Raw genomic sequence first — 12905 nt, forward strand, 5'->3', positions numbered from 1 at the left:
GCTCAGCGTATTGCTGGTCTCATGCCCCTGTTTCCTGAGTATCGTTTAGGGCACGTAGATCCATCTGTATGAGTCCGTGTTATCCATTGTTTGGAGACAACTCATCATGGCTACTCTCTGTGAAATATGTAACGCCAGACCTGCTGTCGCGCGAGTGACCGTCTCGCAAAATGGCAAGGCCAGAACAATGTCCATTTGCGACCACGATTACCGTCAGCTTTTACGCCATCAACGCATGTTGAACCCCTTCGACTCTTTGCTGGGCGCAGGTGTGTCCCGCTTTTTCGACAGCATGGGCGGAGCAGCGGAGCAGCGGAGCAGGGGGGTGATGACTTCAAGCTCTCTGCGCATGTGCCTCGCGAGTCTGTCGATGCGACCGATGCATTCAGCTCTCAGACGCTGGAAATCCTGCAACGCGCTGGAGAGAAAGCCCATGAGTTCAACCGCAGCGAGCTCGACACCGAGCATCTGTTGTATGTGCTTGCCGATACCGACGTAGGCACAGCGTTGCTCAAGGAATTGAAGCTTTCTGCGGACGACATCAAAGGCTACATCGATCAACACGCTCAAAGGGGCGCAACGGAAGTGCAGGCGCCGGTGGATCAGATGAGCATCTCGCCTCGCCTGAAAAAAGTGTTCAATTCTGCGTTCCAGGCATCTCGTGATTTAGGGCATTCATATGTCGGCCCCGAGCACCTGTTGATCGGGCTTTCCTCGGTGCCCGAGAGCATCGCCGGAACGCTGCTCAAAAAATACGGTGTGACCCCTGAAGCCTTGCGGCAGAAGGTCGTCAAGGTGGTGGGCAAGGGAGCTGAGGACGGGAGAGTCGATACCCCCACGGGAACACCGACACTCGACAAATTCGGTCGCGACCTGACGTCATTGGCTCGTGAGGGCAAGCTGGATCCTGTATTGGGCCGCGCGCAGGAAATCGAAAACACGATCGAGGTGCTGGCCCGCCGCAGGAAGAACAATCCGGTCCTGATTGGCGAACCCGGCGTTGGCAAGACAGCCATCGTCGAAGGGCTTGCTCAGCGCATAGTAAAGGGCGATGTCCCGGAAATTCTGCGTGGCAGACGGCTGGTTGAAGTCAATCTGAACTCAATGGTCGCGGGCTCCAAATACCGTGGCGAATTTGAGGAGCGCGCCAAGCAACTGCTCGATGAGGTGGCTGCAAAGAGTTCGGAGCTGATTTTGTTCATCGACGAGCTGCATACGATCGTCGGCGCGGGGCAGGGAGGTGAAGAGGGCGGCTTGGACATTGCCAACGTATTGAAACCCGCACTGGCACGCGGGGAGCTCAGTCTGATCGGTGCGACGACGCTCAATGAGTACCAAAAGCACATCGAAAAAGACGCGGCACTCGAAAGACGTTTTCAGCCTGTCCTGATATCCGAGCCCACCGTTGAACAGACCATCATCATTTTGCGTGGGCTGCGCGATAAGCTTGAAGCGCACCATCAGGTGACGTTCGCCGACGAAGCATTCGTGGCAGCAGCGGAGCTGTCGGATCGTTATATCACCTCGCGCTTTCTGCCGGACAAGGCCATTGACCTGATCGACCAGGCAGCGGCCCGCGTGCGCATCAGCGCCTCGTCACGGCCTGCTGGCATTCAGGAGCTGGAAGCGGAAATCACCCAGCTCAAACGCGAACAGGACTATTCATCCTCGCGTAAACGCTTTGATGAATCCAAAGGCTTCGAAGAGCGCATCGGGCAAAAACAAGCCCGGTTGGGAGAGGAGACAGAAGCCTGGGAGCGCAAGACGGGATCCGAAACCCTCGAGGTCACACTGGAGTCGATTGCCGAAGTACTGTCCCGTTTGACTGGTATTCCGGTAACTGAACTCACCCAGGAAGAGCGTCAGAAGCTGCTGAATATGGAAGACACGCTGCGTGATCGGCTGGTCGGGCAGGAAGATGCTGTGCTTGCGGTCAGCGATGCGGTTCGTTTGTCTCGCGCCGGCCTTGGACAAGCCAACAGACCGATTGCCACCTTTCTCTTTCTTGGTCCAACCGGCGTAGGCAAGACCGAGTTGGCCAAAGCGCTGGCAGAGACGGTGTTTGGTGACGAGCAATCGATCATTCGCATCGATATGTCGGAGTACATGGAGCGTCATGCGGTTGCCCGGTTGATCGGTGCGCCACCCGGTTATGTCGGATACGACGAAGGCGGTCAGTTGACAGAGCGCGTCCGCCGCAGGCCCTACAGCGTGATTTTGCTCGACGAGATTGAGAAGGCGCATCCCGATGTGAGCAACGTATTGCTGCAGGTGTTCGATGATGGTCGTCTCACCGACGGCAAGGGACGCGTTGTGGACTTCAGCAATACGATCATCATCGCCACCAGCAACCTGGGCTCTCCCGTCATCATGCAGAATCTTGAGCGGCCAGAAGATGAACGCCTTACGGACAAAGCGCTACGTGATGAATTGATGGGCGTCTTGAAAGGGCATTTTCGTCCAGAATTCCTGAATCGCATCGACGACATCATCGTGTTCCACGCCCTTACCCGGGACAACATCCGATCGATTGTGGGCATCCAGCTTGATCGGGTCATTCGAACCGCGGCTGCCCAGAACATCACGGTGAAAGTGGCAGACACCCTCGTTGATCATCTGGCGGATGTTGGTTATCAGCCCGAATTTGGGGCGCGAGAGTTGAAGCGTCAGATTCGCCAGACCCTCGAAACGCGTCTCGCGAAGGAAATGCTCGCGGGCAAGCTCCAGGCCGGCGACAGCGTTGAACTGGGTTACGACAAAGCGCGTGGTGTATTGCTTTTCAATAAGCTGGATGCGCTAAACGGCTCAGCAAACATGAGTCCGCCCGACCCGCCTGATGATCGCGTATCGATCGCGGGGACAGGGACTTAGGCCAACCCGCTCCCGTCATTGGGTAGCAGGCTGTTGATGAAGTCGTGCAATCAAGCACGGGATCTTCGGATGCCTGGACGAACCCGGCAGACGATGATGCGTGCTTGATGCACGTTCAGGAGGTGCGTGGCCGTTTTTCCGGGGCTGACCACTTATGTCCTCGCTGTTCAGCATGCCTGGCCGCGGGCCGGGCCTGGCGCTGGTGTGTGAATCAGTCCACTTCAGGACGCGGCTGTACTGGGAATTCCGGAACAATGTGAGTACCCAGCTCCTCAATGACGTCCTCGGCAGGGCGCTTGCCGTATTTGAGATTCAGGATAACGTGGTCCACCCCGATCTCCTCAAGCGACTCCAGCAAGAACCGCAGATGGTAGCGTCCCAGTTTGAACCCTAAATGAATGCGCGTTGGCGGCGTGGATGGCGTCTCGTCAAGGTCGATATAAAGCGACTGAGCGAAGGGCTTATAGACGGCGCCACATTGCTGCATGACTTCACGTCGCCAGTCTTCAACGATCAGCCGCTGCATGTTGGGTATGCGTGGATAGTTGATCCATCCGACGCTTTCACGCGCGATCCAATCCAGCGACTGGCGACTGTTTCCCGTCACAAGCATTGGAATGGATTGGGATGTCGGTTTGGGAATCAAGTCAGCGCCCTGCATCTCACCACCGCCCCAGCGGATGGGTTCGAAGCTCGTACTATGGGCGCGGCGAATCACCTCATAGTGCTCTCGAAAGATCTCTCCGCGCCTTTCGGGATCGACGCCGAAAGCTGAAAACTCCACCGGACGATCGCCGGAAGCCACCCCCAGCACCAAGCGACCTGCGCTCAGTTGATCGACGCTGGCAGAGGCCTTGGCGGTGTGCAGCGGATGGCGCAACGGTATGGCAATGGACGCAGTGCCAAGCGCAATCTCAGACGTATGCGCGGCCATGTAGCCCAGATAAACCCAAGGGTCGAACAGTTGGCCAACATCGCCAAAACCGGGATCCCGAAGAGGCACATCACGAAACCAGAGCGCGCAAAAACCCAACGCCTCCGCTCGTTTGGCCAAAGCGACCTGGTTGAGCATGCTGGGCATGTCGCCATCGAAGGCCTCCAAAGGGAAAAACAATCCAAGGCTTAAATGGCCCTGAGTGAAGGTCCGGCTGAACCCTCGGTGCTGCTGATAGGGAATCGTGCTCGGCCGATACATATTGATTTTCCTCAATGGTAAAACGTGAACAGCGGCCTCATTTCCAGAGGTGCTGCGGCATCGGTCGCTTGAGAACGACAGGTGGGAGAGTGCGTAAAACGTTTACCCGTTGTGCCGTAAATGTTGGTCGGACGGGGCGTATTAAGGGGCCAGTGGCTGGCGATACACGCGGGCAGATCCAGATCGCGGCGATCGGACGGTCAGAAGGAAATCTGATTGCCCCCGCCTTTGCCTCAAATGAGTACAGGCGTAGGGTCATCCAACAAGCGTAGGCGGGTTTGCGCTGAATCGCCATGCGGGTTGTGACGATGATTGATACGCGTCCACGGTCCAGCCGCGCTAAAAACTGTGCTTGCTGTTCGCTGCGGCAGCAATTGCGTTGCGATCGCGGGACGACGCTGACGCGCAAGCTCCATTTCGTTGGAGATCGCCACCACGACCGACAAAAAAAGCCGTGGGGGTTTGACGAATTGGAATCGTTTAGACGTGGTTGCAATCAATCACTGACTGTCTGCTATCAACCCAAAACGGACACTGCATCTGCACTCGCCCCATGAGCAGGCCATGACCGCCAAGGCTCGATTTGGATAAGGTCGAGGATGTGTTCGACGGTGTTGTCTGGCCCACTTCAAACACCGTCACGTTGTTGGATTGATGACGTGACGGCCGGGGGCCATGGACCCCGCTATCGCGCCTGCGTCGCTCAGATATCAGATTTCGATCTGCAATGTCATGGCTCACCGGCCAGATCCCGGAGTTGCCCCTAAGGGCTATCTACCGGAAGAGTCGAGCTTATCACCAGGGCAGTTCGTCACCGTGGCGGTTGATGAAGCGCAGGCCAGGTACGCCGGCGTTGCGATTGACCACGTCAACGACCAACGGAATGCTTTCGGACACATCTAGCAGCGCGTCCTGCGAACCCATGTCGGTGCGAACCCAACCTGGAGCGACGAGCAGTAACGCGCGAGTGTCTTCCACATGGCGGGCGTGAAAGCTTTTCATCAGCATATTCAGTGCGGCTTTGCTGGAGCTGTAGAGCTCCCAGAAACCGGTGCTGTCAGCGATGCTGCCCAGCTCCGACGACATGGTTGCAACGACCCCGTCAACTTTGACACGGTCATGAAAAAGCTCGATGACGCGCATTGGGCTGAGGGCGTTGGTGAGCAACATATCCAGGTAGTCTTTCTCGGCAACCTGGAGAGGCGTAAGTTCGTTGGCTTTGCAGATGCCAGCATTCACGAAAAGTGTGTCCAGTTCACGCGCATCCAAGCGTCCGCGCAGTGCCCTTACTGAACTCAAGTCAATTATGTCGACTTGCTCGATCTCCAAAGAAACGCCAAAGCGCTGCCGCAGTTTGTCCAGGCCTTCAGAATGGCCACGAGTGGTTGCGATGACTTGCCAGCCACGGGTCAGATATTCCTCGGCGAGCGCTAAACCAAGTCCGCGAGAAGCACCGATCACCAACGCAGTAGATTTGTTACTCATAGGCTTTCTCCTGTACCAAGCCGTCATCCGGCTTGGGGGGTGGTTATGAGGGTTGCAAATTATTGATCAAAGCGTAAGTACACGTTTGGGCAGCGCGGCCGTAGAACAAAGGGCATCAGCGTGAAAGCATCTCTGCCAACACTTCTTTCAACCCCAGGCGCCCCTTGCGGGGAACACCCTCGAACCGTATCCAGCCTTCGTTGAATCCATGAAGCATTTGGATGCGCGGGTGAGGATTCTTCATACCCTGAGAGCGGAACAGCGCTTCCCAAGCGTTGCTGGGTACGGCTTCCATTCTTACGTCTTTCCTCAGCAATTCCGAAAACGCAGTAGCGATGTCATTGGGTGTGACGTGGTGTTCAGATTCCAGCTCAACGATTTGCTTGCCCAATGACCCTTCCAGCAGCAATTCAGCACTTACCCTGCCTACGTCCGCCGTAGCGACCATTGGAATTGGCTTGTCCAGCGGCTGGAGGAAGCTGGGTATCACGCCTCGGCCCTTGGCGGGCTCGATGTCCCAAAGGCAGTTTTCCATGAACCAGGCAGGGCGCAGGAATGTGACAGACGTGTTAAGTGATCCCAAGCCCTCTTCGAGGATTTGAAGCTGAGTGAGCAGGTTGGATTGATGCGCTTGCGCACCAATAGTTGAAATGCACACCACCTTCTTGGGGTTAGCGTGCTGTAGGGCAGTGCGCAAGTTTTCAACGATGATGCGAGTCTCCGGAAAACCTTCGGAGGGGTCAAAGTTGGGTGGCAGCAGAATGAACGCACCCGTGCTGGCATTAAACGCCCTCGTTAATGCGTTGACGTCGTTGGCATCAGCGACCGCAACTTCACACCCTTGAGTCGCCCATACGTGGCCTTTCTCGGCATCACGAACCACTACTCTGACCCGTTGATTACCGTCGAGAAGAGCGCGAGCAACGTGTGCTCCGACCTGGCCAGACACGCCCATCACCGTATACATATTCGTTCCTCCGTCAAAGCGACCCGTTACCGCCGTGAGGGGAATATTGCCTTGAGCTCATAAGTTCGGCTATATCATGGATAGCATTACATACATGACAGGTAATCATTAATGAGCTTCGATGGGCGACTGGCCAGTGGAATGGGAGTGCTGTCTGCAGTGGTCGACAGCGGAAGTTTCGTCAATGCGGCGCGTGCGCTGGACATGACCCAGTCAGGCGTCAGCAGAGCAGTCGCCCGGCTTGAGGCAAGGCTCGGAATCCGTCTGTTCGACAGAACGACCCGGTCAGTCACGCTCACGGCTGAAGGACGCCGACTCTACGAAGAGATAGCGCCATTGCTTGCCGGACTTGAAGAGGCGGCGACGGTGGCATCGGGCAGTGCTACTGCAGTGCGGGGGCGACTCAGGGTGAATGTTGATCCGTATTTCTCCAGAGTGATCCTGGCACCGGCTCTTGGAAACTTCATGGAAACCTACCCTGACATTGAGCTGGATCTTGTCACTCGGGAGCAATTGGGCGATCTGGTGGCAGAGGGTGTCGATCTGGCTGTGCGGTTCGGCGAGCAACCTGACTCTTCACTGATCAGCAGGCTTTTGCTGAAAACGCGCGTCCTCACAGTCGCGTCCCCTGCTTATCTGCAAAAGCACGGTCATCCGCAACACCCGACCGAGCTCGAGCACTCGGCTCATGCCTGCGTGGAGTTTAGAAATCCCCAAACCGGCAAGCCGTTCACCTGGGAGTTTCATAGAGGCGCCGAGCGCTTGAGTGTCAAAACGCACGGGAGGTTGATGGTCAACGATGTCGGCACTATGCACCGAATCTGTGAGGAGGGGCAGGGCATCGCTCAGGTGTTGCAGCTGGGCATAGAGGCTGCGCTTCGAGAGGGACGCCTCATAGAACTTTTTACCGACTGGCCAGATGAATATTTCCCGCTGTACGCGCTCTATCCTTCGCGCCACCTGCCCCCGGCAAAGGTACGGGCATTTCTGGAGTTCGTTGTCGGCATCAGCCAATGATGAAAGTTTCGAACACACTCGTATATGGCTTCGGCCTGCCATGTCGGGAGGAATGACTGCTACCGGTCGATCTCTGCGCTCGGAGAACGGCTGTTCACAGCCTATAGCGGACGCTCGGTGCAACGCGCTTGAGCGTCTGTAATACGTGGTGACGTCCTCGCCAAAGCGGCCTCAGATTGAGCGCTGATTCCTCTGTGCTGACAGGGCTTGACGCCATGTTCAAAGCGAAGGGTGAATCGTCAGCCCATAACCACGTCACGGAGGCGGCTATTTGTGTAACAGGGAATAGAAACTATCCATCGGTCCACGATGCCCAATCGGCTACGAGGGTAAATTCGAGTTCACCGCTGATGCTTGGACCAGGAGCGACTATGAGCAATCTTAAGATCACCCATCACGGCGCAGGTGAAGGGGTTACCGGATCATGCCATCAGTTCTGGATAGACGATGAGACGAGTGTGCTGATCGATTGCGGGCAGTTCCAGGGACAGGAAGCTGAGAATATTGAGGACAAGCTTGGGTTGGATTTCCCAATAACCGGTATCAAAGCGCTAATCATCACACATGTGCACATCGATCATGTCGGCCGAATCCCGAATCTGCTAGCGGCAGGATTCGACGGACCAATCCTCTGCAGCGAGCCGTCTGCAAGATTGCTACCTATCGTGCTGGAAGACGCATTTCATCTCGCTATTGGCCACGACCCTCGTGAGCTGGAACGCTACCTTTCTATCGTAGAGCAACGTCTCATTGCCCTACCTTACGGGGGGTGGTTCACCTTGCATGAGCAGGGAGAGGCTTCTTGCCAACTGCGCCTGCAACCCGCAGGGCATGTGCTGGGTTCTGCTTATGTTGAGTTAGAACTCGTAACTGAGGGTCAAGAGAGTGAGCGCGTGGTGTTTAGCGGTGATCTGGGGTCAGCGCACTCGCCAATTCTCCCTGACCTTGTGCCCCCGGAGCGGGCCGATCTGCTGGTCTTAGAGAGTACTTACGGTGACCGGCTGCACGAGGATCGCGAGCATCGCAAAGATCGCCTGCGGGCAGCCATCGAACGTGCATTGGCGGATGAAGGTGCTGTGCTCATACCCTCGTTCAGCATAGGGCGCACTCAAGATCTGCTCTACGAACTAGAAGAAATCATCCATGAGCATACACAGCAGGGAAAGATGCCTGGTACCCACGATACGAAAGGACGTGCTCCTGACTCGCCTGACGTGGACTGGCCGCAGATACCCATCATCCTGGATTCTCCACTCGCTGGCCGTTTTACTCGAACTTACAAGGAGCTGCACAGCTACTGGGACGAGGATGCCGCACACCGATTGGAAGAAGGGCGCAAACCCCTCTCATTCAAGCAGTTGATCACAGTTGATAGCCATGCCGAACACACACGCATTGTCGAGCACTTGAGAGACACCGCGAGGTCTGCGGTGGTGATTGCCGGCAACGGAATGTGCTCGGGCGGGCGAATCGTCAATTACCTCAAGGCACTATTAGGAGACGCGCGGCACAATGTTGTATTTGTGGGTTACCAGAGCAAAGGCACACCCGGAAAAGACATCCAGACCTATGGTCCCGATGGAGGGTTTGTAATGCTCGACGGCAAACGTGTCGACATCAAGGCGGGTGTCGAAAGCGTTGGTGGTTATTCGGCGCATGCTGATCAGGCTGATCTTCTGGACTTCGTTTCGCGGATGAAGGAATGGCCCTCGGAGATCCGTCTGGTACACGGTGAGGATCAAGCCAAGCGCAGCCTGGCCCAAGCATTGGTCGCGCAGTACGAGCACGCTGACCGGACAGTGTTCATCTCGGGCCTACCCGATTGAGTTTTGCTAGCTTTCGTCACACGCGATATTCACCGATTACGAAATTAAGTCGGTAACGACGTTTAAATGATGTTTTTCCTCAAGCAGCACGTGACCCATGACAGACACTAAGATCACTGATTTCCAACAGGGAATATGGTTGCAGGACCGTATTGTGCCTTTTCCTGATTCGATCAGCTCAGAGGCGAAGGCTGCCCTACAGCGCTTGGTGTCTGCACAGGGCACGCCGGTGAATTCGCTTGTTCACCTGCCTGCGGCTGAGGACATCGCCGCGTGGCAAGCGCTTCAAGAGCATGTGAATAGCCAGTACGCAGTGGCACTAAAAGGTGCAACAGAGCAATTTGGCCCTGATGTCGAGACATTGATAATCGGGCAAACACAGATTCACGTCGCCACTCCTGACTCACCGATGCGTTCTAACTGCGCCTGTATCGATCTGCACGGCGGAGCACTTCTGTTCGGCGGTGGCGAAGCCTGCCGTATAGGCGCTCAGCAGCAGGCGGCTCGGCACGGGGTATCCTGCTATAGCGTGGATTATAGGTTGCCGCCTGTGCATCCCTATCCTGCCGCGCTGGACGATTGCCTTGAGGCATATCGATACGTGCTAGGTAAGCATTCGCCCTCCGATATCGTCTTGGTCGGGCGTTCGGCGGGCGGCAATCTGGCGTTGGCGATGCTTTTGCGTGGACGCGATGAAGGGCTGCCGATGCCCGCCGGGCTCGTATTGTTGTCGCCTGAAGTCGATCTGACCGAATCCGGGGACAGCTTTCATACCAATCGCTATCTGGATGTAATGCTTCCCTTACCCCTGATGACGATTAATCGCCTCTACGCCGGGGGAGCAGATCTTGCACACCCCTATCTATCACCGCTATTCGGCAAGTTTGAAGGGCTACCTCGGACCTTTCTGCAAACAGGAACTCGCGATCTCTTCCTTTCTAACGCCGCACGCTTACACCGGGGGTTGCGCCGAGCTGGAGTGCCGGTTGAGCTATTTCTCGGGGAAGGCATGCCGCATGGCGGATTCATGGGTGGAACGGTAGAGGACGAAGAGTTGCTGGAGGAGATCCGGGCATTCGTCGCCGCGTGTTGGTCTAACTAGATGTCGCCGGTCTGAATGACATCAGGGCTTCGACATCAGTAAAAAGACGTCAATGAAAAACCATGGAAGAACCTGGGCTGAAGAAGAGATGTGGTGTCGCGTCCTATCGATGAATGTAGGTCGGCATGTCGAAACGGTGTTGGCTTTGCAGGGAGGCCATCGCCGGCAGATCTCCTGGTTGCAACGATTGAAATCCCCATGCATCAGTGACGGTCGGGCGACCGACTTCACGTCTCTTTCACCTCGGTGGTCACTGGCTCGACCTTCTCCTTGGCATCGGCCACGTACTTGGCGGTGTCGCGAGGCTTATCGCCAGTGATGTTTTCGTAGATATGCTTTCCGGCCGCTATCGACCCTTAGCGGACACTCGACTTTTGCAAACTTCGTGGATATCTGTCTCACCAAACTATTTCGACGCAAAAGAAATCACGAGGGTGGACATCAAGCCTGTAGGTAGTCTGTTTTCCAGCTTTACCTCACCACCAAGGCGCATTGCTACAGTTTGCACGATCGCCAGTCCAAGCCCGACACCTTGGTCATTTCCTTTGCTGTAGAAACGCTCGAAGAGACGTTCACGATCGGACTCACTGATACCCGGCCCCTGATCGGCAACTCATAACTCATAGCCGTCATGTTTAAAGACTAAGGTGACGTTGATTTGCCCATTTGCTGGCGAGAAATTCACCGCATTCGTGATCAGGTTCTGGAGAGCGATGTCGATGGCCGCGAAGTCAGTGCTCAGCGGGCGGGCCGGTTCGTTGCATTCAAAAGACAGTTCCAGACCTCGGCTCAAAACCCAGGGTGTCATCTGCGCCAGGCTTTCGCGTACGGCGGCGACGAGGTCTCCCTGCTGGGTTTTGACCGGGCCAGTGCCCGGTTCCAGCCGGGCGATCGTCAGCAGCTGATTCACCAACCGTGTTGTACGGTCGACTCCAACGACAAGGTAGTCCAGCGACTCCCGCCGTTGCTCGTCGTTTTGTGCCTCCAGCACGTTTTGGGCGTGTACTCGGAGCACCGCAAGCGGCGTGCGCATCTCATGGGCTGCATCGGCGATAAAGCGCCGCTCGCGACTCAGCACTTCCTGAATCTGTCCCAGCAGCCGATTCAGGGCTGTCTGCATCGGTTCGAGTTCGCTGGGCAATGGGGCCAGTTGCAAGGGCTCAAGTGAGCCTGGATGGCGTCCCCGCAACGTGGCGGCTAGATTCGCCAAGGGCTTTAACCCCCAACCGATGGCCAGCCAGATGGCGCCCATCAACAACAGGCTGCCAATGAGGTTAGGCAGTACGGTATGGCGCACGATGCGATTGACCAGATCAGAACGCACGTCATCGCGCTCGCCCACCCAGATCAGCAGGTTATGCGCCTCGTCCTTGAGCACAAAGGTACGCCACTGATGTTTTCCCAGATCGTTGATGTCGCTGAATCCGGTATAGGTCGGCGCACGCGTCAGGCTTGGCGCGCTTCGGGTATGCACCAGCTGGTTGCCTTGGAGATCCCACACCTGAAAGGCAATCTTGCTCTCATAAGGGTGGCCATCGACCTTGGGCTCTGCCTGCCCCAGCGCCTGATTAAACGCCTGATACAGCTGGGCGTGCTCCTGACCCGCCAGCGGCATGCGCATCACGCCTTGCAGTAGCCGGGCATTGGTGGCGAGTTGCGCGTCGTAGACCTCGGCGATCTCATGATTGCTGTCATGGATATTGGCCAGCGTCAGGATCGTCAGACCAATGAGAACAAGGCCAATGATGAGCGTCAGAGTACGACGGCGTATCGATGTCAAAGACGATCCTCCACCAGATAGCCCACCCCTCTGACCGTGCGAATCAGCTCACTGGAAAACTTCTTGCGTAAGTGGTGAATGTGCACCTCCAGGGTGTTGCTGTCGGCTTCTTCGTTCCAGCCATAGAGCAACTGAGTCAGGCGTTCGCGAGTCATTACCCGGCCTGGAGGGGACAGCAGCTCATGCAGCAGCTGGTACTCTTTAGGGGTCAGGGAAACGGGCGTCGCGTGATAGCTGACCTGCTGCGTGGCAGGGTCGAGGCGGATACCGGCATGTTCGATCGCCACCTGTGCGCGCCCTGCGCTGCGCCTCAATAAGGCGCGCAGCCGCGCCTTGAGTTCGTTGAGGTCGAAGGGCTTGATCAGATAGTCGTCAGCGCCGGCGTCCAGGCCGGCAATACGATCCTCGGTGGCATCGCGCGCGGTGAGAATCAGAACCGGCAGGGCAGAACCGGTCTCGCGCACACGCCGTAGCACTGAAAGTCCGTCAAGCCTGGGCAGCCCCAGGTCGAGTATGGCCAGATCGAACCCTTCGCTGAGCAGCGCATGCAGTGCGCTGCTGCCATCTTTCACCCAATCGACGGTGTAACCCTCTCGACTGAGCGCCTGGTGAATCCCTTCGCCCAGCGCGACATCATCTTCGATCAACAGCAAGCGCATGCA

General features: G+C 56.6%; 7 protein-coding genes and 2 pseudogenes. 4 read left to right on the forward strand and 5 right to left on the reverse strand.

Annotated features, from left to right (window positions below; genetic code table 11):
• Positions 1-103 precede the first annotated feature (103 nt).
• A pseudogene (locus B3N48_RS17060) lies at positions 104-2871 on the forward strand (AAA family ATPase).
• Between the two features lie 211 nt (positions 2872-3082).
• Here the strand turns inward: B3N48_RS17060 and B3N48_RS17065 are convergent.
• The 3 genes from B3N48_RS17065 to B3N48_RS17075 form a co-directional block, all read right to left on the reverse strand.
• On the reverse strand, positions 3083-4066 hold the full coding sequence (locus B3N48_RS17065) for an LLM class oxidoreductase (protein ID WP_296185689.1): 984 nt from the start codon (positions 4064-4066) through the stop codon (positions 3083-3085).
• Between the two features lie 795 nt (positions 4067-4861).
• Positions 4862-5551, reverse strand: a complete 690-nt coding sequence (locus tag B3N48_RS17070) for an SDR family NAD(P)-dependent oxidoreductase (RefSeq protein WP_296185690.1) — start codon at positions 5549-5551, stop codon at positions 4862-4864.
• A 115-nt stretch (positions 5552-5666) separates the two neighbouring features.
• On the reverse strand, positions 5667-6518 hold the full coding sequence (locus tag B3N48_RS17075; RefSeq protein WP_296185691.1) for an NmrA family NAD(P)-binding protein: 852 nt from the start codon (positions 6516-6518) through the stop codon (positions 5667-5669).
• A gap of 111 nt (positions 6519-6629) precedes the next feature.
• On the opposite strand from B3N48_RS17075, the gene B3N48_RS17080 reads away from it, so the two are divergent.
• From B3N48_RS17080 to B3N48_RS17090, 3 genes are all read left to right on the forward strand, one after another.
• Positions 6630-7535, forward strand: a complete 906-nt coding sequence (locus tag B3N48_RS17080) for a LysR family transcriptional regulator (RefSeq protein WP_296185694.1) — start codon at positions 6630-6632, stop codon at positions 7533-7535.
• 371 nt (positions 7536-7906) lie between these two features.
• Positions 7907-9361 carry an MBL fold metallo-hydrolase RNA specificity domain-containing protein gene (locus tag B3N48_RS17085; protein ID WP_296185696.1) on the forward strand — a complete coding sequence of 485 codons (1455 nt, stop codon included), beginning with the start codon at positions 7907-7909 and terminating at the stop codon, positions 9359-9361.
• Positions 9362-9458: 97 nt separating this feature from the next.
• Positions 9459-10463, forward strand: a complete 1005-nt coding sequence (locus B3N48_RS17090) for an alpha/beta hydrolase (protein ID WP_296185697.1) — start codon at positions 9459-9461, stop codon at positions 10461-10463.
• 406 nt (positions 10464-10869) lie between these two features.
• On the opposite strand, the pseudogene B3N48_RS17095 reads toward B3N48_RS17090, so the two are convergent.
• A pseudogene (locus B3N48_RS17095) lies at positions 10870-12243 on the reverse strand (ATP-binding protein).
• Positions 12240-12902 (reverse strand): response regulator, encoded by a 663-nt coding sequence (locus B3N48_RS17100; RefSeq protein WP_296185698.1) that lies wholly within the window; start codon positions 12900-12902, stop codon positions 12240-12242. Before B3N48_RS17100 ends, B3N48_RS17095 begins: the two are co-directional and overlap by 4 nt.
• Positions 12903-12905 lie beyond the last annotated feature (3 nt).

It is taken from the genome of Pseudomonas sp. UBA1879 (genome assembly GCF_002338065.1).
In the GTDB taxonomy this organism is placed as follows: domain Bacteria; phylum Pseudomonadota; class Gammaproteobacteria; order Pseudomonadales; family Pseudomonadaceae; genus Aquipseudomonas.